The organism is Bradyrhizobium sp. 2TAF36 (genome assembly GCF_052114925.1).
GTDB lineage: Bacteria > Pseudomonadota > Alphaproteobacteria > Rhizobiales > Xanthobacteraceae > Bradyrhizobium > Bradyrhizobium barranii.
In genome coordinates, this window is the sequence record NZ_JBFRFR010000011.1 from 1 (window position 1) to 19,724 (window position 19,724).

A 19,724-nucleotide genomic window follows, 5' to 3' on the forward strand; every position below is an offset into this window, starting at 1 on the left:
GTCACCGCAACGTCTACAATAGCAGACCTGCGGCGCTTCGACTTACAAGGGGTATCTCTCCGCGCGTGACTCTCTTACTTCTGAATTCGCGGAAACAACCCCTCATCCGGCGCTTCGCGCCACCTTCTCCCACAAGGGGAGAAGGAAGAAAGCGCGGCCTACTCCGACATCGGCTTGTCGGAGATGTCCCAGTCCTTGCCGCTGAAGGTGGAGATGAAGAGCGTCTTCATCGGCGTGTAGTCCTCCGGCGTGTAGCTGTAGGTGACGCCGTCGAGGAAATAGGGCGAGTGGAAGCCTGCGAGCGTGGACGCCTGCTTCAGCACGTTGGCGCGGGTGAGATCGTCGCCGCAGCGGCGCAGGATCTCGCCCATGGTGACGGCCTGGCCGTAACCGGCAAACGCGATGGTGTTGTCCTGATCGATCGCCGGCGTGTACTTCTTGCGCAGCTCCTCGAACGCCATCACGTCGGGGTCCTTCTCCCATTTGGGCAGGCCGACCTCCTTGTTGTAGCGGATGGCGACGATGCCGGTGGCGTTCTCGAGGCCTGCTGCGTTGAGGATCGAACGACCGGTCGAACCGGCTGACAACAATTGCAGCGGCTTCCAGCCGAGCTCGGCCACTTTGYGGATCGACTGCGACGACGCCTTGCCGGTGGAAATGTTGTAGAAGACGTCGGCGCCCGATTTCGAGAGATTGATGAGCTGGGAATCGACGGTCGGATCGGTCAGATCGTAGGTCTGCTCCATGATCACCTGCGCGGTGCCCCCGGCATCCGCCAGCACCTTCTTGAACGGACCGAGGAAGTCGCGGCCGAAATCGTCGTTCTGGTAGAGGATGCCGACCTTGGCACTCGGCTTCACGCTGAGGACGTGCCGCGCCAGGATGCGCGCTTCGGTCGGATAGAGCGGCAGGCCCGCCATCGTCCATTTGAACTCTTTTGGATTGTTCCACTTGGACGCGCCGGTGTTGAGCAGCAGTTGCGGCACGCCCTTGGAATTGAGATATTTGTGCACGGAGGTCTGCGGCGCGGTGCCGAGCGAGCCATAGAGCGCCAGCACCTCTTCCTGCTCGACCAGGCGCCGCGTCGCCTCGACGCATTTCGGCGCGCTGTAGGCGTCGTCCATGGTAAGGAACTTGACCTTGCGTCCGTTGATGCCGCCCTTCTCGTTCAGCATCTGGAAATAGGCCTCGCCGATGCGCCCCAACACCCCATAGAGCGAGCCGGGACCGGAATGCGGCACGGTCTGTCCGATCTTGATCTCGGTGTCGCTGGCGCCCGCATCGTATTTCTTCTCCGCGGCCCAGACATACGGCGCAGGCAAGGTGGATGCAGCGACGGTGGCGAGCGCGCCGGCGCTGAAATCGCGCCGCGATGGATTCTTGGTCATTATTTGTTTCTCCCTAGTGCGCGCATTGTGCTGGCAACGCAGCACGGCTCGCAAGTAGGAAGACGCCGCTTTGCGACGCAATGACGCTTAAATCGCGGGGTTTTTAGCGCCTAAACTCAAGTTTTCTCGGCGACGACGACGAGGCCGCGCACCGGCTCGTTGTTCTCGATGCGTGGCGATGCCGGCTCCAATGTCAGCAGCTTGAGCCCGGCCTTCGCCATCGCGTCACGCACATATTCCGCCGAATGGGCATAGCGCAGGCCTTCGCCGAGCACGATGCCGCTGCCGTCATGCGTCTCCAGCGTGAAAGCGAGCACGCCGCCGGATACGAGCACGCGCTGCGCTTCCGTGAGCACCGGCGCGAGATCGGAGAGATAGACGAACGCATCTGCGGCGACGACGAGGTTCGCGCTCGTATCGCCCTTGGTGCGCAGGCCTTCGATCATGTCGGCGACCTCGAGCTCGGCATAGAGCTCGGTGGCGCGCGCCTCCTTGATCATGCCGGTCGACAGATCGATGCCGATGAAATGATCGACCTGCTTGGCGAAGGCGGCGGCGGCGAGCCCGGTGCCGCAACCAAGATCGATGGCGCGCTTGAACAAGGCCGGCTTCTTGGCGACGACGCGCGCGGCCACCACCGCCTTGAAGATCAGCGACGGTGCGCGATAGTCGAGATCGTTGATCAGCGTGTGCTCGAAGCGCGGCGCATATTGATCGAAGAGGGCCTGCACATAGGCCTTGGGCATCTCCGCCATCTGCGCGTCGCCGAGCCGCATCAGATGCAGGCCGGAGCCGTGCTGGTCCTCAGGGTCGCAGTCGCGTGCTTTCCGGAACGCCGCAATCGCCTTGTCGCGCTCGCCGAGCTGCTGGCGGATCTCGCCGAGCGTGAACCAGGCCGAAGTGAAGTCAGGCGCGAGCTCGATCGCCTGCTCGATGAGGTCGGCGGCGGCGGGCAGATCGCCCTTGAGCTGGAGGTCGCGCGCGAACTCGAAACGGCGGTCGGCCATGAGATCGCCGGAGGAGTGGAACAGGCGCAGGGGCATAGGAACTCGGCTCGTCATTGCCGGGCTCGACCCGGCAATCCATCAAAAAGGGAACTGTTTAAGAGGATGGAGGCGCGGGTCAAGCCCGCGAATGACGGGTTCATTTGGGGCGGCCGCTCCCTATATGACGAACATGCGTCCGCAAGACATCCTGCTGCCAACTGCTGACGGCCTGTGCTGCAAGCCTGGCAACTTCCACATCGACCCTGTCCGCCCGGTCGAGCGGGCCGTGATCACCCACGGCCATTCCGACCATGCCCGCGCCGGCCATGGCGCGGTGCTGGCGACGCAGGAAACGCTGGACATGATGCGGCTGCGCTATGGCGAGAACTTTGCCGGCTCGACGCAAGCGATCCGCTATGGCGAGGAGATCGGGCTCGGCGACGTCCGTGTGACGTTTCACCCGGCCGGTCATGTGCTGGGCTCGGCGCAGATCGCTGTGACCTGCAAGGACACCTGCATCGTCGCCTCCGGCGACTACAAGGATGCGCCCGACCCGACCTGCACGCCGTTCGAACTCGTGCCCTGCGACGTCTTCATCACTGAAGCCACCTTCGGCCTGCCGGTGTTTCGCCATGGCGATGCCGCCGGCGAGGTGAGGAAGCTGCTGGCCTCCGTTGCATTGTTTCCCGAACGCGCACATCTCGTCGGCGCCTATTCGCTCGGCAAGGCGCAGCGCGTGATCGCGCTGTTGCGACAGGCCGGCTATGACGCACCGATCTACCTGCATGGCGCGATGGAGAAGATCACCGAGTACTATCAGAGCCGCGGGATCAATCTCGGCGAGCTCAAGCCGGTGATGGGCGTAAAGAAGGCGGCGCTCGCCGGCACCATCACGCTGGCACCGCCGTCGGCCACCTCGGACCTCTGGACGCGGCGCTTTCCCGATCCCGTCACCGCCTTTGCCTCGGGGTGGATGCGGGTGCGTGCCCGCGCACGGCAGCGCGGCATCGAGCTGCCGCTGGTGATCTCCGACCACGCCGATTGGGACGGCCTCACCGCCACGATCGCGGCGACCGGTGCCGGCGAGATCTGGGTGACGCACGGCCAGGAAGACGCGCTGGTGCATTGGTGCAAGTCGCAAGGTCTTCGCGCGCAGCCGCTCGATCTCGTCGGCTATGGCGACGAGGAGGAGAGCGAGACGCCGCTTCAAGATGAGGCCGAAGCATGAACCGCTTCGCCGAACTGCTGGATCGCCTCGCCTACGAGCCCGGCCGCAACAACAAGCTGCGGCTGATCACCGGTTATTTCCGCGAGGTCGGCGATCCCGACCGCGGCTACGCCCTGGCCGCGCTGACCGGCGCGCTGAGCTTCAAGCATGCCAAGCCCGCGCTGATCCGCGATCTGATCGCAGCGCGCACGGATGAGGTGCTGTTCGGGTTGTCCTACGATTACGTTGGCGATCTCTCGGAGACGGTGGCGCTGATGTGGCCGCGGCGGGTGCCCGGCAACGGAAAGTCTTTTCCGGGCCCCCCCTCTCCCCCGCCCTCCCCCGCAAGGGGGGAGGGAGCGCAGCGGGGCGCGCGGCGGCCGGTGAGCATTACGACTGACAGTGATTCAGCGAGTGATGGAGGCACCACTCTCTCCCTTCCCTCCCCCCTTGCGGGGGAGGGGCAGGGAGAGGGGTACCGCGGGCGAGATGCCAGCGATGCGCCCCACCCAAGCAACCACAACAACCCGCCGCCCCCAACCCTCACGGACGTCGTCACCACGCTGCGCACGCTCGGCAAGACCGAGCTGCCAAAGCAGCTCGAGCGCTGGCTCGACGAGCTCGACGAGACCGGCCGCTGGGCGCTGCTGAAGCTCGTCACCGGCGCACTGCGCATCGGCATCTCCGCGCGGCTGGCGAAGACCGCGGCCGCTGCGCTTGGCGACAAGGACCCGCATGAGGTCGAGCTGATCTGGCCGGGGCTCAGCCCTCCCTATCTCGACCTGTTCGCCTGGCTCGAAGGCCGCGGCGAAAGGCCGGTCAATCGCGATCCCGCGCCGTTCCGGCCCGTGATGCTCGCGCACGCGATCGAGGACACGGATTTCGCCGCGCTCGATCCCGCCGACTACATCGCCGAATGGAAGTGGGACGGCATCCGCGTGCAGGCGGTGGCGGGCCGCGATGAGCGCGGGCAGATCACGGCGCGGCTCTATTCGCGCACCGGCGAGGACATCACGGGGAGCTTTCCGGACCTCGTACCGTCGCTGCGGCTCGCAGGCGCAATCGACGGCGAGCTTCTGATCCTGCGCGAAGGCCGCGTGCAGAGTTTCAATGTTCTGCAACAGCGCCTCAACCGCAAGGTCGTTTCGCCGAAGCTGATCAAGGAGTTTCCGATCCATTTGCGCGCCTATGATCTGCTCGGCGACGACGAGAACGATCTGCGCGAGCTGCCCTTCGCGGAGCGGCGCGAACGGCTGGAGACGTTCATCGGCAAGCTCGACGATCCCCGCATCGATCTGTCGCCCACCGTGCCCTTCGCAAGCTGGCAGGCGCTCACCGCGGCGCGCGCCGATCCCGCGAGTGCCGGCGCGGGCGAAGATGCCGACGCCGTCGAAGGCGTCATGCTGAAGCGGCGCGATGCGCCTTACCTGCCGGGGCGGCCAAAAGGCCAGTGGTGGAAGTGGAAGCGCGATCCGCACATCATCGATGCCGTGCTGATGTATGCGCAGCGCGGCCACGGCAAACGCTCATCCTACTACTCCGACTACACCTTCGGCGTCTGGACCGAGGGCGAAGCCGGCGATGAGCTGGTGCCGGTCGGAAAAGCCTATTTCGGCTTCACCGACGAGGAGCTCTTGCAGATCGACCGTTTCGTCCGCCGCAACACCACCGAGAAATTCGGCCCCGTGCGCCACGTCGTGCATGAGCCCGACAAGGGCCTCGTGCTGGAGGTGGCGTTCGAGGGGCTGCAGCGTTCCCCGCGGCACAAATCCGGCGTCGCCATGCGCTTTCCCCGCATCAGCCGGCTGCGCTGGGACAAGCCGCCGCGCGAGGCCGATCGGCTGGAAACGCTGGAAAAGATGCTGAAGGCTGACGAATCCCTACCAACAATTAAGGTTGCGGCTTCCGCCGACAGCCATTGACGAGGGAATGCGGGTTCCCCATGTGCCCCGCCGTGACCTATAATGGGGTCGAATCCCCGCGAGGAGCTTGAGATGGTCCAAGACGTCAGAGATTTGCCGGCCGGCCGCAGCGATGGGCTGAACCGCTTTCTCGGCGGCTCGCCGCTGGCGGTCGCGTTTCGCCTGGTCCTGCTCTCGATCCTGGTCGGCGTCGTGCTCGCCGCGATCGGCTTCGATCCCTGGAACATCATCTACAGCATCCGCTTGCTGTTCCAGCGTCTCTGGGATCTCGGCTTCGACGCGGTGAACTGGCTGTGGCGCTACTTCCTGCTCGGCGCCGTCATCGTGGTTCCGATCTGGCTGCTGTCGCGCGTATTCGGCGCGCCGCGCAACAGGTAAGGATTTGGGAGCCCGCAGCCGATGCAATTGCGCTTTGTCGGCTGCGGCGACGCCTTCGGCTCGGGCGGCAGGCTCAACACCTGCTTCCACATCTCGGGGCGCGCGGCCAACTTCCTGATCGATTGCGGCGCGTCGGCTCTGCCGGCGTTGAAGCGACTCGAGATCGACCGCAACGAGATCGACCTCATTCTCATCACGCATTTCCACGGCGACCATTTTGCCGGGCTGCCGTTTGTCCTGCTCGATGCGCAATTCTCGCGGCGGACCCGGCCGCTGACGATCGCGGGCCCGCAAGGCCTCGAGACGCGGCTCGCCCAAGTGATGGAGGCGCTGTTCGAGCACTCCTCGAAGACCAAGCAGCGCTTCGAGCTGAACCTCATCGAACTCGCGCCTGGGCAAAGCCAATCCTTCGGCGGAGTGAATGTAACGCCCTACCCGGTGGTGCACGGCGAATCCGGCGGGCCGCATCTGGCCTACCGCGTCGAGGTTGAAGATCGCACGCTCGCCTACAGCGCCGATACCGAATGGACGGAGGCGCTCATTCCGCTGGCGCATGGCGCGGACCTTTTCATTGCGGAAGCCTATATGTACGAGAAGGTGGTCAAGAACCATCTCAGCCTGAAGACCTTGGAACAGCACCTCCCCGCCATCGGCGCCAAGCGGCTTGTCCTCACCCATATGAGCGACGACGTGCTGTCGCGCCTGGACGACGTACCGCATCTCGCCGCCGAAGACGGCATGGTGGTCGTGTTCTGACATGCACGCGCCCGTTCATCCCAGGATCGGCTCTCGCCAGGTCTTCACCATCGCCGGTCCCGCGATGGTCGCGAACCTCACCACGCCGCTGATCGGCGTAGTCTCGACCACCGCGATCGGGCGGCTCGACGATGCCGCGCTGCTTGGCGGTGTCGCGATGGCCTCCGTCATCTTCGACTGCCTGTTCTGGCTATTCGGCTTCCTGCGCATGAGCACACTCGCCTTCACGGCGCAGGCGCTGGGCGCGGGCGAGACGCGCGAGCAGACCGTGATCCTGGTGCGCGGCTTCATCGTCGCGGGCCTGATCGGCGCCGCGCTGATCGTGCTGCAACTGCCGCTGGCCGCCGGGCTGTTCGACCTGATGGGCGGCAGCGAAGGCGTCACGCGCGCGGCAAAGACCTATTTCATGATCCGGATATGGTCGTCGCCGTTCGCCTTCGCCAACTACGTCATTCTCGGCTGGCTGGTGGGGCAGGCGCGCGCCAATCCGGCGCTGCTGCTGCAGGTCGTCATCAACCTCATCAACATGGCGGCGACGATTTTGCTGGTGCTGGTCTACGACACCGGCATCGCGGGCGCGGCGATCGCCGCACTGCTCTCGGAGACGATTGGCTTCGTGCTCGGCGTGATCGTCTGCCGGCGCTATGCGGATGGCGGCTTTGCGGTGCCCCTTGCCACGCTGCTCGACCGGGCAAAACTGATGCGGCTGCTGGCGGTGAACTCCGACATCATGATCCGCACCGCGGCGCTGATCGCCGTGTTCCTGTTCTTCACCGCCAAGGGCGCACGCGCCGGTGACGTTACGCTGGCAGCGAATTCCGTGCTGAACAATTTCCTGCTGGTCAGCGCCTTCTTCCTCGACGGTCTTGCGAACGCAGCCCAGCAGCTCTGCGGCCGCACGTTTGGCGCACGCGATGCCAGGGGCTTTGCGGACTCGACGCGGCTGGTGCTGCTGTGGGGCCTCGGCTTCGCGCTGGTCGTCGCGGTGCTTTTCGCGCTGTTCGGGCCGAACCTGATCAATGTCATGACAGCGAGCGAGGACGTCCGCCGCGCCGCGCGCGAATTCCTGCCGTTCATCGTGCTTGCGCCGATCCCCGGCGTGTTCGCCTTCGGCTTCGACGGCATCTATGTCGGCGCGACCTGGGCGCGCGAGATGCGCAATCTAATGCTGTTATCGTTCACGATCTTTATCGGCGCCTGGTGGGCGCTGCAATCGTTCGGCAATGCCGGGCTGTGGAGCGCGCTGATCGCCTTCTACGTCGCCCGCGGCGGATTGCAGGGCGCGCGCTATCCGGCGCTGTATCGGGTGACGTTCCCTTCTCCTTCCCCCCGCTTGCGGGGAGAAGGTCGGGATGAGGGGGAGTCTCCACGAGGACGGTGAGAGCTGGACTCGTGGAGGCTCCCCCTCACCCGGAATTTGCTCTCGCAAATTCCAGCCTCTCCCCGCACGCGGGGAGAGGCGAAAGAGGCCCTACATCCCCGGCCAGTCTTCCGCCGTCAGCGTCGCCGCGTCGGCGCCGACGATCTCTGACAGCGAATCTCGCCCTGTCCGCAGCAGCGTCGAGGTGAGATCGCGCTTGATTTCGTCGACGAGGCCGAGGCCCTTGTAGACCAGCGACGAATAGAGCTGGATCAGGCTCGCGCCGGCGCGGATCTTCGTCAGCGCGGCTCCGCCCGAATCCACGCCGCCGACGCCGATCAAGGGGAAGGCGCCCTCGACGCGCACATAGGTCTCCGCGACCATGCGCGTCGACAGGCGGAACAGCGGCCGGCCGGACAGACCACCCTGCTCCTTGGCGCGCATTTCCTCGCGCAGCGTGCTCGGCCGCGCGATCGTCGTGTTCGCCACGATCATGCCGTCGACCCGGCGCGAGCGCGCCACCTGCACGACGTCGTCGAGCTGGGCGAGGCTCAAATCAGGCGCGATCTTGAGCAGCACCGGCGTGTCGCCGGCCTTCTGGCGCACCCGCTCGCGCGCGTCGATCACCCTGGCGAGGAGATCGTCCAGCAGCGCACCTTCCTGCAAATTGCGCAGACCCGGCGTGTTCGGCGAGGAGACGTTGACGGTGAAATAGCTCGCGACCGGCGCAAAAGTCTCGATCAGCTTGACGTAATCGCCAACGCGATCCGGCGAATCCTTGTTGGCACCGACATTGACCCCGACGATGCCGCCGTGCTGCGCGCGCGCCGCGAGCCTGCGCAGCGCGACTTCCGCGCCATCATTGTTGAAGCCCATGCGGTTGATCACGGCCTCGTCGCGCTCCAGACGAAACAGCCGCGGCCGCGGATTGCCGCTTTGCGGCTTCGGCGTCACCGAACCGATCTCGACGAAGCCGAAGCCGAGCCGCAGCAGCGCATCCGGCACCTCGGCGCTCTTGTCGAAGCCCGCGGCCATGCCGATCGGATTGGGGAAGTTGAGCCCGAAGGCACGCACGGCGAGCTTGGGATCGTCAGGCCGCGGCTTGACCGGCGGCAGGAAACGCAGGCCCTGGATCGCGAGGCGATGCGCATCCTCCGGATCGAGCCAGCGCAGCACCGGCAGCGAAAAGGCGTCGAAAGCGCGGATCACGGGATAAGCTCCGGAACGTCGTGGCCGCCATCGGAGCGCATGTTGAGGTTCATCACCGACAGCACCGCGCCGAGATCGAGCTCGCCATAGAGGTGCGGAAACAGCTCCTCATTGCGCGAGCGCTCCCAGCGCAATTCGCCGCCGAGCGCGTCGCCGTCGACCTCGACCAGGAACAGCGCGCGCTGCCCGAAATAGTGCTTGCGCAAGGTCTCGGGAACCTGGGGCGCGGTCGAGAAATGGATGAAACCGTCGCGCGAATCGTCCGCGCTGCCCCGGTAGACACCCTGCCGTTCCGCCTCGCGCCAGGCCGAGGCCGGACAGATTTTGTAGATCTTGACCACCGCTCACGCAGCCCTGTTTGCTCTTTGAGTCTTTTGGGTTTTTTCGTCTCGTGCGGGTCCTCAAAACCCGGGCGCGACCGTAATGGCCGCCCCCTCCGAACTCAAGGCTTAGAGCCATTTCCGTTCCGATGAAATCGGAACGGGGCTTTAAATTCTTGTTTTGACGCGTTTTCTTGACGCGCACCGGTATCCGCTTCGCTTGAAAATGCTTCTCCCGCCACCCCTTGCGCGAAAAACGGAAAACCGGTTGATTTGAGGACAGTTTTCCTGAGTTGCGACGGGCTGGACCTTCCATGGTCAGACAGGCCAAAGCGCAGAGGATACTGACTCACGACCAGATCTGGGGAGCGCTGGATCGGCTGGCGGAGCGTGCCGGCCTATCGCCGTCCGGCCTCGCCAAGCGGGCCGGGCTCGATCCCACCACCTTCAACAAGTCCAAGCGCGTCACCCCCGACGGGCGCGAGCGCTGGCCATCCACCGAATCGATCGCGAAAGCGCTGGCGGCGGCCGGCTCCTCGATGGACACCTTTGCCGGGTTGACCGGTGACGACGCCAGCGATGGCCGCTCGGTGCCGCTGCTCGGCCTCGCACTAGCCGGCGCGAGCGGAGCTTTCGACGAGTCCGGCTTTCCATCCGGCAAGGGCTGGACCGAACTTGCGCTTCCCACCGCCGAGGACAGTCGCGCCTTTGCGCTGGAGATTTCCGGCGATGCGCTTGCCCCGGCCTATCGCGACGGCGACGTCATCCTGATCTCTCCCCGCGCGCCGATCCGCAGAGGCGATCGCGTGGTGGTGAAGACCAAGGCGGGCGAGGTGACGGTCGCGACGCTGAAGCGCCGCACGGCAAAGGCACTGGAATTGCAGCCGCTCGATGCATCGCAGGCGGAGCATACGATGGCGCCGAGCGACGTCGGCTGGATCGCGCGAATCGTGTGGGCGAGCCAGTGATTGCGTCGTGACCGGACCATGACGCCGGCCGCGCCGCTTCTCGCCCCGGCGACCTTGCGACTCACCACCCCTCTCGCATAGGTTGCGGCCGATTTTGCCGATCAAATTCATCGCAGGGGGATATGATGAATCGCCGTCACGCATTGAAGGCCCTGGCGGGTCTCGCGCTTTGTCCGCTGTGCAAGCCGGCCTTTGCCGCCGAAGGCACGCATTGGAGCTACGAGGGCGCCGGCGGCCCGGCCAAATGGGGCGATCTCGACGCGGCCAACAAGGCCTGCGCGGTCGGCCTGCAGCAATCGCCGATCGACATCGAGGGGACGATCAAGTCGCAATTGCCTGTTCTGAAGCTGAACTGGGGCAAGAGCGCCGACACCATCGTCAACAACGGGCACACGATCCAGCTCAACTTCGCCGAAGGCAGCACGCTCACGCTCGGCGACGTCAAATACAAGCTGCTCCAGGTGCACTTCCACCGGCCGAGCGAACACACGATCGGCGGCAAGAACTTTCCGATGGAAGCGCACTTCGTGCATCGCAACGATGCCGGCGGGCTCGCCGTGGTCGGCGTACTGATGGCGGAAGGCAAGCCGAACACGGCCTTCGGCAAGATCGTCAAGACCATGCCGGCGGCGGAAGGGCCCGCGGTGAAGGCCGACGCGGCCATCGATCCCCACGCCATGCTGCCGCACAGGCTGAGCTACTTCCGCTACTCCGGCTCGCTGACGACCCCGCCCTGTTCGGAGGTGGTCGAATGGCTGCTGCTGACCGACCCGATCCAGGTCTCAGCCACCGACGTCGCCGCGTTCGCAAAGCTCTATCCGATGAACGCCCGCCCGGTGCAGAAGGACAACCGGCGCTTCGTGCTGCGCTCGATCTGAGGCGCGCTTCAAATCTGTAGCCCGGATGAGCGTAGCGACATCCGGGCTACGGCATCTACTACGCGCTTCGCGCCAGCGCGCCGTCGATCATGTTCACCGCGTTCTGCACGCCGTAGACCGCAACGAAGGAGCCGAAGCGCGGGCCCTTCTCCTGGCCGAGCAGCACCTGGTAGAGCATGTTGAACCAGTCGAGCGTCACGCCCGGGCGGCCGTCCTTGCCCTTCTTGACCTGGTCGAGGAACGGCTCGCGGCGGCCGATCTCGTAGACGACGTTCTGGATGTCCTCGGCCGAGGATTCCTGCGGAAGCTGCGACAGCGCATCGCGCAGATCCTGCAACACGGCGCGCTCAACCTCGGTCGGCTCGCGGAACAGCTTCGTCGGCGCCACGAAGTCACGATAGTAGTTGATGGCATAGCCGACCATCGCATCGAGCTTCGGATGCGTCTGCGGGCTCACGCCGGGACGATAGCGGCCGATGAAGCCCCACAGCGTCTCGGCATTCTCCGCGTTCGACGACGACACCAGCGTCAAGAGGAGCTGGAACGTGACGGGCATGTCGCCCTGCGGCGGATGGCCGTTGTGAATGTGCCAGACCGGATTGCCGAGCTGCTGCTTGCCATCCTGCTTCGCAAAGCCGTCGATGAACTGCTGGTAGTCGTCGACATTGCGCGGGATGACATCGAAGTACAGCCGCTTGGCCGCCTTCGGCTCGCGATACATGAACAGCGACAGCGATTCCGGCGACGCATAGCGCAGCCATTCGTCGATGGTGAGACCATTGCCCTTCGACTTCGAGATCTTCTGGCCCTTCTCGTCGAGGAAAAGCTCGTAGTTGAAACCTTCGGGCGGCGTGGCGCCGAGCGCCTTGGCGATCGCACCGGACAACTTCACGGAGTCGATCAGGTCCTTGCCGGCCATCTCGTAGTCGACGCCGAGCGCGACCCAGCGCATCGCCCAGTCGGCCTTCCACTGGCACTTGACGTTGCCGCCCGTCACCGGCGTCTCGACTTCCTGATTGGTATCGGGATCGACATAGGTCACCGTGCCGGCCGCGACGTCGCGGCGGATCATCGGCACTTGCAACACGACACCGGTGGTCTTGCTGATCGGCAGGAACGGCGAATAGGTTGCGCGGCGATCAGGCCCGAGCGTCGGCAGGATGATCGCCATCACCTTGTCGTAGGCCGCGAGCATCTTCAGCAACGTCGCGTCGAAGCGGCCGGACGTATAATAGTCGGTCGAGCTCGCGAACTCGTAGTCGAAGCCGAAATGATCGAGGAAGGCGCGCAGGCGCGCGTTGTTGTGGTGTCCGAACGACGGGTACTCGTTGGAGAACGGATCCGGCACCCGCGTCAGCGGCTTGCCGAGATGCGCGGCCAGCATTTCCTTGTTGGGGACGTTGTCGGGGACTTTCCGAAACCCGTCCATGTCGTCGGAGAACGCCAGCAGGCGCGTCTTGATCTTGTCCTCGGTCAGCACGCGGAAGGCATGGCGCACCATCGAGGTGCGCGCGACCTCACCGAACGTGCCGATATGCGGCAGGCCGGACGGGCCGTAACCGGTCTCGAACAGCACCTCGTCCTTCGGGCTTTTCTTCAGCCGCGCGACAATGGCCTTCGCCTGCTCGAACGGCCAGGCGTTGGATTGTTCGGCGAGCGCACGCAGGTCGCTCGGGTTCGCGGCAAGATCGATGACAGACATTCAGGGGCCTCCGGGCCGCGGAAAATAGCGATTTCCGGGCAGAATGCAAAAGTAGCAGCGCCTTTATCGTGGAATCGTAGGGTGGGCAAAGCGAAGCGTGCCCACCACTGCCAAAGACGGTGGGCACGGCGCTAGCGCGCCTTTGCCCACCCTACGGCACTAAAACGGGCTCACCGAAAAATACCGCAGCCACAGATCGGTGTAGCGGCCTTTCTCCCAGACGCGGAACAGGGCCCAGTTCAGGGCCTGGCGCAGCACGTCGTTGCCCTTGCGGACGGCAATGCCGATGCCCTCGCCGAAGAAGCGGCTCTCGACGAAGGGACCGCCGGAGAAGGCGCAGCAATCGCCAGAATCCGTGCCGTTGATCCAGAACGCCAGCGAGATGGCGTCGCCGAAGATGAAGTCGACCTCGCCCTTGCGCAAGGCTGCGCGCATCGCGTCGTCGTTGGGATAGGGGTGCAGCTCGGCGTCGGTGAACATCGCCTTGAGGTACGCTTCGTGCGCGGAGCCGGCGATGACGCCGACTTTCTTGCCTTCGAGATATTCGGGCCGGATCTCCGGCATCACCGCGTCCTTGCGCGAGGCGAAGCGCGCCGGCACGCGGTAATAGGGATCGGTGAAATCGACGCGGACGCGAAGCTGCGGACTCACCGCCATCGAGGCAATGATGGCATCGCCCCGGTTGGAGGAGAGCGCGTCAACCAGCGTTTCGAAGCGACGCATCTGCACCGTGCAGGTGACCTTGATCTCCTCGCACAGCGCGCGGGCGAGATCGACGTTGAAACCGGCCGGATTGCCGTCGGCGCCGGTGTAGTTGAACGGCGGATAGTCGGTCTCGGTCAGGAAGCGGATCACGGTCAGGCGCGACAGGTCGGGCCGCTCGGGCCGCCGCCGCGGGTCCCAGAAGCCGGGCACGGCCTGCGGGGCCGCCTGGGGGGCGGTTTGCGGCGTGGCCTGGGGTGCCGCCGGAGGCTGCTTGGCCGGGGCCTGGGCCTTTGCGGAGGGCAGGCCTACGAGCAGACATGCGCAGGCGACCAGCCCGGTCAGGACGCGGCGCACGGTTTTGGACGATTTTGCCTGTCGCGACGGGGCCATCGGCGGGAAATGAACGAATTTCGGCGGGATCGGAAGGCGTTATAGACCATCCCGCCGGGAACGCGAGCGCCGATTGCGGGATGGGTAAGGTCTCTCAGCCGTCATGCCCGGGCTTGTCCCGCCTGCGGGGCCGCAGCCCCTCCGGCGAGGCGAAGGCCCGGGCATCCACGAACATTAGCACCCTCCGAAGAACGTGGATGGCCGGGACAAGCCCGGCCATGACGATGTGGAGAGGACTGCGCCCGAAAGGGGCCCTCAGAGATACCGCTTCAAATCGGCCGCGGCCTCTTCCGGCGTCCGCTTCATGTTGAACGGCGATACGAACCGCCCGTCGCGGTCCATCAGGTAGATCAGCGCGGTGTGGTCCATGGTGTAGTCGCCGTCCTTGGTCGGGACCTTCTTGGCATAGACCCGGTAGGAGGTGATCACCTTGGCGGTCTCGGCGGGGTCGCCGCTGAGCCCTTCGAGGTGCGGGTCGAAGCTCGACAGATAGTCCTTCATCGTCGCCGGCGTATCGCGCTCGGGATCGACCGAGATAAAGACGGCATTGACCTTGTCGGCATCCTTGCCCATCGCGCGCAGCACCTCCGAAATCTCGAACAACGAGGTCGGGCAGACGTCGGGGCAATGGGTATAGCCGAAGAAGATCAGGGTCGGTTTGCCCTTCAGGTTCTTGTCGGTGACGGCGTTGCCGTGCTGGTCGGTGAGCTGGAACGGGCCGCCGATCGCGGCCGGCTGCGCCACCTTGCTGACCCCGCCCATCGCCCAGAACACGATCAATAGTCCGACGACGAGGCTTGCAGCGAAGGCGGTCGCGATCACCAGCGGACGGGCGGTGGAGCTCATGAGCGGAAAACTTCCTGTCGCAGGTCAGAAGCAGGCGGCAAAGCCGGTCCTGATCATTTCGAAGAACACCTGGCTGCCGTAGTGGAACCAGAGCGCCAGCGCGCCGAGCACGACCAGACCGCCGATCCCCGCGCCAGCCAACAGCAGCACGAACGGCAGCCGGCCGGCAGTGGGCGAATTGTCCTGTAGCGGTTGGGCCGGGTGCAGTGGTTGAGCCATGACAACGATCGGGGCGAAGGCCCCGGTTCCCTTGCCATTCAAATAGGCGTTGGCCCGGGCCCGGGCAAGCGCCGCGGGTGTTCCAAGGAATACTTCCCGGAGTCAGATCGCGCCGATGACGTCAGCGAAGCAGCTGGCCCCGAGCGGACTCCAGCTCTTCCGCTTGCGGGAGAGCCCGGCGCAGGGGTCGGTTGGTCGAGGCCTGCGCGTCGAGGTAGCAGGGCTTGTACATGGCCTGGAGCTGCTTGCCCCTCAGGAAGAGCATGTGCGGGGTGAGGCCGCCGCGCTGGTTGATCCAGCGCTTCACCTGCGAGGGATACATCGCATAGAGCATCTGGGTCGCTTCGGAGTTGGTCACCGCACGGCCGTTGGCGCCAAAATCCCAGGCGGCGTGGAAGCCAAGGGTCGCGTGCGAGGTCACACAGATGCGGTCGCGCGGAATGGCGCCGAGGACGATGGTGCAGGCCGAGGCACAGAGGCCGTCGATGATGACGGTGTCGCCTGACTGGCGCAGATCCTGGTACCTGTCGACGTAGGTTCCGATCCGGCCACCGCGGTCATCCGCAATTCGAACCACTGCGTGAGAAGCCCCCATGCCCGCGATCAGGAGAACCGCCGCGAGCAACCCCGTCAGAAACTTCATTGTCCCCCGCCCCAGTCGAATTCGAATCTGCGTGTCAGGTGGTGATGCGTTGCTAGCGTCCGTCGTAACCGTGGTTTTGTCTAGGCACGCCGGCTGGCTCAAAACAAATTCAAATCCAGTGTTGCGCCCGCGCTGCAGTCGGACGGCCCTAATCCCAAAGCGGAACAAGTTAACGATGCCTTATGCGCCACACCCTTGATCTCAGCTGCAACCGCTGGCTTCAATCCCGGGTAACTACAGGGGGGAACCTATGGCTGAAGAGACAGACGTCATCGTCGTCGGCGCGGGACTATCGGGACTGGTGGCCGCAACCGAGATCGCCGACGCCGGCAAGCGGGTGATCGTGGTCGACCAGGAAGGCGAGCAGTCGCTCGGCGGCCAGGCGTTCTGGTCGTTCGGCGGCCTGTTCCTGGTCAACTCTCCCGAGCAGCGCCGGCTCRGCATCAAGGACTCCTTCGACCTTGCCATGCAGGACTGGATCGGCACCGCCGGCTTCGACCGCGACGAGGATTTCTGGCCGCGCCAATGGGCCGAGGCCTATGTGGCGTTTGCGGCGGGCGAGAAACGCGACTGGCTGCGCGCGATGGGGCATCGCATCTTCCCGGTGGTCGGCTGGGCCGAGCGCGGCGGCTATGACGCGATGGGCCACGGCAATTCGGTGCCGCGCTTCCACGTCACCTGGGGAACCGGCCCCGGCATCGTCGAGCCGTTCGAGCGCCGCGCGCGCGAGGCCATGAAGAGCGGCCGGCTGACCTTCAGGTTCCGCCATCGCGTCGATGCGCTCTCCATCACCAACGGCACGGTGGACGGCATCAGCGGCGCCGTGCTCGCCCCTGACAATGTCGAGCGTGGCAGGAGCTCGTCGCGCAACGTGGTCGGCGAGTTCGCGCTGAAGGCGCAGGCCGTGATCGTGGCGTCCGGCGGCATCGGCGGCAATCACGAGCTGGTGCGGCAGAACTGGCCGAAGCGGCTTGGCGAGCCGCCGAAGTTCATGATCTCCGGCGTGCCGGAGCATGTCGACGGCCGCATGATCGGCATCACCGAGAAATCGGGCGCGCGGCTGATCAACCGCGATCGCATGTGGCATTACGTCGAAGGCATCCAGAACTGGAATCCGATCTGGCCGCGCCACGGCATCCGTATCCTGCCCGGCCCGTCCTCGATGTGGTTCAACGCAACAGGCACGCGGCTGCCGGCGCCGTTGTTTCCCGGCTCCGACACGCTCGGCCAGCTCCAGTACATCATGTCCACCGGCTATGATTATTCCTGGTTCATCCTGACCCAGAGCATCATCAAGAAGGAATTTGCGCTGTCGGGCTCGGAGCAGAATCCCGATCTGACAGGCAAGAGCTGGCGGATGACCCTGCGCCGCGCCACCAACAAGGGCGCGCCGGCGCCGGTGGAGGCATTCAAAAGCCATGGTGTCGACTTCATCGTACGCGACAAGATCGAGGATCTCGTCACGGCCATGAACAAGCTCGCCGGCAGCGACCTCCTCAAGCTCGAGCATGTCAGGATGCAGATCGAGGCGCGCGACCGCGAGATCGCCAATCCCTACGTCAAGGATGCGCAGGTGATGAACATCCACAATGCGCGGCGCTATATCGGCGACAAGCTGATCCGCACGGCTTCTCCGCACCGCATCCTCGATCCCGCGCAGGGGCCGCTGATCGCGGTCAAGCTCAACATCCTCACCCGCAAGACGTTGGGCGGTTTCGAGACCGATCTCGACTCGCGCGTGTTCGGCAGCGAGGGCAGCGTCATTCCCGGCCTCTATGCGGTCGGCGAAGCCGCAGGCTTCGGCGGCGGCGGCGTGCACGGCTATCGCTCGCTGGAAGGCACCTTCCTCGGCGGCTGCCTGTTCTCGGGCCGCAATGCCGGCCGCGCCGCGGCGAAGGCCGTGGGCTAGATCATGCGGAGGTGGATGCAGATCGGGGCGCTTCTTGCGGCATTGGCCGCAGCCTCGGCCGCATCCGCCGATACGATCGACGTCAACGGCGTGAAGCGATCCTACACCGCGCAACTGCCGGCGAAGCGGCTGGTGCCGCTCGTGGTCGTGCTGCACGGCAAGACCCAGCGCGGCGCCGACATGGTCGCGCGAACGGCGTGGCCGCAGGTCGCGAAGCGCGAAGGTTTTGCCGTGGTCTTCCCTGATGGCCTCAACCATGCCTGGGCCGATGCGCGGACCAAGGCTGGACCAGCGCTGCGTGGCCCGCCCGAGGGCACCGACGACATCGCCTTCATCGCAAAGCTGGTCGAGACGCTGGTGACGAACGGCACGGCGGACCCGAAGCGTGTCTATGTCGCCGGCACCTCCAATGGCGGCGCCATGGCGATGACGCTGGTTTGCGCGCGCGCCGATCTGTTTGCGGCGGGCGCGAGCGTGATCATGAACCTCACGGATGAGGCCGCAGTCACCTGCCATCCATCGCGGCCGCTGCCGATGCTGCTCATCAACGGCACGGCCGACCCGTTGGTCCCCTACGAGGGAGGACGGGGATCGAGCTATTATGCCGCAGACGGGTTCTGGTCCACCGAAGAGACGCTGGCTTTCTGGCGCAAGCTCAATGGTTGCGAGACCGACGACGCCGAGGTGACCGATTTGCCCGAGAAGGCGCCCGCGGATCAGTCTACGGTCACACGGATCTCCTCACGCTGTCCCAAAGGGCACGACGTCGTGCTCTATCGCATCAACCATGGCGGCCACCGCATGCCCGGCTTCGCTCCGGATGCCCGCTTCCCGAAGGTTGCAACCAGCCTGCTCGGGCCGCAGAACCGCGACATCGACGGCGCCGAGACGATCTGGTCGTTTTTCAGTCAGTTTCCGTGAACGACGCGTGCGTCGGCGGGCAACGCATGCGTGCCTGGCAACGCATGCGTGCCCGGCAACGCATGCGTGCCTGGGGTGGCAGAGCTGGGGGCGCTGGGTTAGACAGGGCCGCCATTCCCACCAGGAGATCCCCCCAATGAGCATTCAGCGTTTCGAAACCGGCCCGCGCATGAGCCAGGTCGTCGTGCACGGCAACACCGTCTATCTCGCCGGCGTCGTCGCCAACAAGGCCGCCGGTGAAAGCGTCACGAAGCAGACCCAGGACATCCTGGCGACCATCGACAGCCATCTCGCCAAGGCCGGCACCGACAAGTCGAAGCTGCTCTCGGCCACGATCTACATCACCGACATGAAGACCTTTGCCGAGATGAACGCGGTGTGGGACGCTTGGGTCTCGCCCGGCAACACCCCGGCTCGCGCCACTGTCGAAGCCAAGCTCGCGGCGGCTCAGTACACCGTCGAGATCATGGTCACCGCGGCGAAGTAAATTCGCGCTGAAATTGTTGCGAACGTCCGAAGCGCGATGAGAGCATCATCGCGCTTCTTTTCTGCGTGCGCATGACCTCCGAGGTAATCGATCTGCGCGTGCGAACCTTCGATAGTCGAGACAGCCGAACACGGCGCCATCGAAGGAGAGCACCATGACCGACCCCGTCACCATCGCCCGCCGCTACATCGAGCTCTGGAACGAGCGCGCCGCAGGCCGCCGTCGCGAACTGCTCAGCGAAAACTGGACGGCGGATGCGAGCTATGTCGATCCCCTGATGAAGGGCGACGGGCAGGACGGCATCGACGCGCTGATCGCGGGCGTGCAGCAGCGCTTTCCCGACTTCAAGTTCACGCTGATCGGCGAGCCCAACGGCTACGGCGAACACGTCCGCTTTTCATGGGGCCTCGGTCCCGACGGTGTCGACAGCCCGATCAAGGGCACCGACTTCGCCGTGCTGAAGGACGGCCGCATCAGGAGCATCACGGGATTTCTGGACCAGGTGCCCGCGGGCGCATGACGTCTCTTAC

At 65.1% G+C, this 19,724-nt stretch carries 20 protein-coding genes; 11 read left to right on the forward strand and 9 right to left on the reverse strand.

Annotated elements, in window-relative coordinates:
* Nucleotides 1-158 precede the first annotated feature (158 nt).
* Both AB4Z51_RS08130 and AB4Z51_RS08135 read right to left on the reverse strand, forming a co-directional pair.
* The gene (locus AB4Z51_RS08130) at nucleotides 159-1,388 is read right to left on the reverse strand and encodes an ABC transporter substrate-binding protein (RefSeq protein ID WP_441497225.1); all 1,230 of its coding nucleotides are present in this window, start codon (nucleotides 1,386-1,388) and stop codon (nucleotides 159-161) included.
* 116 nt (nucleotides 1,389-1,504) lie between these two features.
* Nucleotides 1,505-2,431 (reverse strand): class I SAM-dependent DNA methyltransferase, encoded by a 927-nt coding sequence (locus tag AB4Z51_RS08135; RefSeq protein ID WP_071909162.1) that lies wholly within the window; start codon nucleotides 2,429-2,431, stop codon nucleotides 1,505-1,507.
* Nucleotides 2,432-2,564: 133 nt separating this feature from the next.
* Here AB4Z51_RS08135 and AB4Z51_RS08140 point away from each other — a divergent pair, with 133 nt between their 5' ends.
* From AB4Z51_RS08140 to AB4Z51_RS08160, 5 genes are all read left to right on the forward strand, one after another.
* A complete protein-coding gene (locus AB4Z51_RS08140; RefSeq protein ID WP_441497293.1) occupies nucleotides 2,565-3,602 on the forward strand; it encodes a ligase-associated DNA damage response exonuclease in 1,038 nt (345 codons plus the stop codon).
* Nucleotides 3,599-5,503 (forward strand): ATP-dependent DNA ligase, encoded by a 1,905-nt coding sequence (locus AB4Z51_RS08145; protein WP_441497226.1) that lies wholly within the window; start codon nucleotides 3,599-3,601, stop codon nucleotides 5,501-5,503. Before AB4Z51_RS08140 ends, AB4Z51_RS08145 begins: the two co-directional genes overlap by 4 nt.
* 72 nt (nucleotides 5,504-5,575) lie before the next feature.
* Nucleotides 5,576-5,881, forward strand: coding sequence for a DUF6460 domain-containing protein (locus AB4Z51_RS08150; protein ID WP_063979849.1), 306 nt, complete (start codon nucleotides 5,576-5,578; stop codon nucleotides 5,879-5,881).
* Nucleotides 5,882-5,902: 21 nt separating this feature from the next.
* The gene (locus AB4Z51_RS08155) at nucleotides 5,903-6,637 is read left to right on the forward strand and encodes an MBL fold metallo-hydrolase (RefSeq protein WP_441497227.1); all 735 of its coding nucleotides are present in this window, start codon (nucleotides 5,903-5,905) and stop codon (nucleotides 6,635-6,637) included.
* A gap of 1 nt (nucleotide 6,638) precedes the next feature.
* The gene (locus tag AB4Z51_RS08160; protein ID WP_441497228.1) at nucleotides 6,639-8,018 is read left to right on the forward strand and encodes an MATE family efflux transporter; all 1,380 of its coding nucleotides are present in this window, start codon (nucleotides 6,639-6,641) and stop codon (nucleotides 8,016-8,018) included.
* Between the two features lie 90 nt (nucleotides 8,019-8,108).
* On the opposite strand, the gene AB4Z51_RS08165 is transcribed toward AB4Z51_RS08160, so the two are convergent.
* Complete coding sequence (locus AB4Z51_RS08165) at nucleotides 8,109-9,206, reverse strand: quinone-dependent dihydroorotate dehydrogenase (RefSeq protein WP_063979852.1); 1,098 nt, start codon at nucleotides 9,204-9,206, stop codon at nucleotides 8,109-8,111.
* Entirely contained in the window at nucleotides 9,203-9,547 is a 345-nt protein-coding gene (locus AB4Z51_RS08170) for a DUF952 domain-containing protein (RefSeq protein WP_441497229.1), read from the reverse strand. The genes AB4Z51_RS08165 and AB4Z51_RS08170 overlap by 4 nt, the downstream gene beginning before the upstream one ends.
* A gap of 293 nt (nucleotides 9,548-9,840) precedes the next feature.
* Between AB4Z51_RS08170 and AB4Z51_RS08175 the strand changes: the two genes are divergently transcribed.
* Nucleotides 9,841-10,494: a S24 family peptidase gene (locus AB4Z51_RS08175; protein ID WP_071909156.1), complete on the forward strand. Its 654-nt coding sequence runs from the start codon at nucleotides 9,841-9,843 to the stop codon at nucleotides 10,492-10,494.
* 125 nt (nucleotides 10,495-10,619) lie between these two features.
* On the forward strand, nucleotides 10,620-11,372 hold the full coding sequence (locus tag AB4Z51_RS08180; protein WP_259260787.1) for a carbonic anhydrase: 753 nt from the start codon (nucleotides 10,620-10,622) through the stop codon (nucleotides 11,370-11,372).
* 58 nt (nucleotides 11,373-11,430) lie between these two features.
* On the opposite strand, the gene AB4Z51_RS08185 is transcribed toward AB4Z51_RS08180, so the two are convergent.
* The 5 genes from AB4Z51_RS08185 to AB4Z51_RS08205 form a co-directional block, all read right to left on the reverse strand.
* Entirely contained in the window at nucleotides 11,431-13,074 is a 1,644-nt protein-coding gene (locus tag AB4Z51_RS08185; protein ID WP_441497230.1) for a lysine--tRNA ligase, read from the reverse strand.
* Between the two features lie 159 nt (nucleotides 13,075-13,233).
* Nucleotides 13,234-14,169: a transporter substrate-binding domain-containing protein gene (locus AB4Z51_RS08190; protein ID WP_441497231.1), complete on the reverse strand. Its 936-nt coding sequence runs from the start codon at nucleotides 14,167-14,169 to the stop codon at nucleotides 13,234-13,236.
* Between the two features lie 255 nt (nucleotides 14,170-14,424).
* The gene (locus tag AB4Z51_RS08195; protein ID WP_441497232.1) at nucleotides 14,425-15,015 is read right to left on the reverse strand and encodes an SCO family protein; all 591 of its coding nucleotides are present in this window, start codon (nucleotides 15,013-15,015) and stop codon (nucleotides 14,425-14,427) included.
* A gap of 24 nt (nucleotides 15,016-15,039) precedes the next feature.
* Entirely contained in the window at nucleotides 15,040-15,234 is a 195-nt protein-coding gene (locus AB4Z51_RS08200) for a hypothetical protein (RefSeq protein ID WP_028160269.1), read from the reverse strand.
* A 121-nt stretch (nucleotides 15,235-15,355) separates the two neighbouring features.
* Entirely contained in the window at nucleotides 15,356-15,877 is a 522-nt protein-coding gene (locus tag AB4Z51_RS08205) for a hypothetical protein (RefSeq protein WP_085399635.1), read from the reverse strand.
* 250 nt (nucleotides 15,878-16,127) lie between these two features.
* Between AB4Z51_RS08205 and AB4Z51_RS08210 the strand changes: the two genes are divergently transcribed.
* The 4 genes from AB4Z51_RS08210 to AB4Z51_RS08225 all read left to right on the forward strand — a co-directional run bounded on the left by AB4Z51_RS08210 (nucleotide 16,128) and on the right by AB4Z51_RS08225 (nucleotide 19,714).
* Nucleotides 16,128-17,786 carry an FAD-binding dehydrogenase gene (locus tag AB4Z51_RS08210; RefSeq protein WP_441497233.1) on the forward strand — a complete coding sequence of 553 codons (1,659 nt, stop codon included), beginning with the start codon at nucleotides 16,128-16,130 and terminating at the stop codon, nucleotides 17,784-17,786.
* A 3-nt stretch (nucleotides 17,787-17,789) separates the two neighbouring features.
* Nucleotides 17,790-18,707, forward strand: coding sequence for an alpha/beta hydrolase family esterase (locus AB4Z51_RS08215; protein WP_441497234.1), 918 nt, complete (start codon nucleotides 17,790-17,792; stop codon nucleotides 18,705-18,707).
* Between the two features lie 136 nt (nucleotides 18,708-18,843).
* On the forward strand, nucleotides 18,844-19,194 hold the full coding sequence (locus AB4Z51_RS08220; protein ID WP_014491332.1) for a RidA family protein: 351 nt from the start codon (nucleotides 18,844-18,846) through the stop codon (nucleotides 19,192-19,194).
* Nucleotides 19,195-19,348: 154 nt separating this feature from the next.
* Nucleotides 19,349-19,714: a nuclear transport factor 2 family protein gene (locus AB4Z51_RS08225; RefSeq protein ID WP_166348207.1), complete on the forward strand. Its 366-nt coding sequence runs from the start codon at nucleotides 19,349-19,351 to the stop codon at nucleotides 19,712-19,714.
* The last annotated feature ends 10 nt before the right edge of the window (nucleotides 19,715-19,724 follow it).

Coding starts and splice junctions, on each gene's coding strand:
- AB4Z51_RS08185 (WP_441497230.1), bottom strand. CDS start 13,074: ATGTCTGTCATCGATCTTGCCGCGAACCCGAGCGACCTGCGTGCGCTC.
- AB4Z51_RS08215 (WP_441497234.1), top strand. CDS start 17,790: ATGCGGAGGTGGATGCAGATCGGGGCGCTTCTTGCGGCATTGGCCGCA.
- AB4Z51_RS08195 (WP_441497232.1), bottom strand. CDS start 15,015: ATGAGCTCCACCGCCCGTCCGCTGGTGATCGCGACCGCCTTCGCTGCA.
- AB4Z51_RS08160 (WP_441497228.1), top strand. CDS start 6,639: ATGCACGCGCCCGTTCATCCCAGGATCGGCTCTCGCCAGGTCTTCACC.
- AB4Z51_RS08190 (WP_441497231.1), bottom strand. CDS start 14,169: ATGGCCCCGTCGCGACAGGCAAAATCGTCCAAAACCGTGCGCCGCGTC.
- AB4Z51_RS08175 (WP_071909156.1), top strand. CDS start 9,841: ATGGTCAGACAGGCCAAAGCGCAGAGGATACTGACTCACGACCAGATC.
- AB4Z51_RS08155 (WP_441497227.1), top strand. CDS start 5,903: ATGCAATTGCGCTTTGTCGGCTGCGGCGACGCCTTCGGCTCGGGCGGC.
- AB4Z51_RS08220 (WP_014491332.1), top strand. CDS start 18,844: ATGAGCATTCAGCGTTTCGAAACCGGCCCGCGCATGAGCCAGGTCGTC.
- AB4Z51_RS08145 (WP_441497226.1), top strand. CDS start 3,599: ATGAACCGCTTCGCCGAACTGCTGGATCGCCTCGCCTACGAGCCCGGC.
- AB4Z51_RS08140 (WP_441497293.1), top strand. CDS start 2,565: ATGCGTCCGCAAGACATCCTGCTGCCAACTGCTGACGGCCTGTGCTGC.
- AB4Z51_RS08135 (WP_071909162.1), bottom strand. CDS start 2,431: ATGCCCCTGCGCCTGTTCCACTCCTCCGGCGATCTCATGGCCGACCGC.
- AB4Z51_RS08150 (WP_063979849.1), top strand. CDS start 5,576: ATGGTCCAAGACGTCAGAGATTTGCCGGCCGGCCGCAGCGATGGGCTG.
- AB4Z51_RS08200 (WP_028160269.1), bottom strand. CDS start 15,234: ATGGCTCAACCACTGCACCCGGCCCAACCGCTACAGGACAATTCGCCC.
- AB4Z51_RS08180 (WP_259260787.1), top strand. CDS start 10,620: ATGAATCGCCGTCACGCATTGAAGGCCCTGGCGGGTCTCGCGCTTTGT.
- AB4Z51_RS08225 (WP_166348207.1), top strand. CDS start 19,349: ATGACCGACCCCGTCACCATCGCCCGCCGCTACATCGAGCTCTGGAAC.
- AB4Z51_RS08205 (WP_085399635.1), bottom strand. CDS start 15,877: ATGAAGTTTCTGACGGGGTTGCTCGCGGCGGTTCTCCTGATCGCGGGC.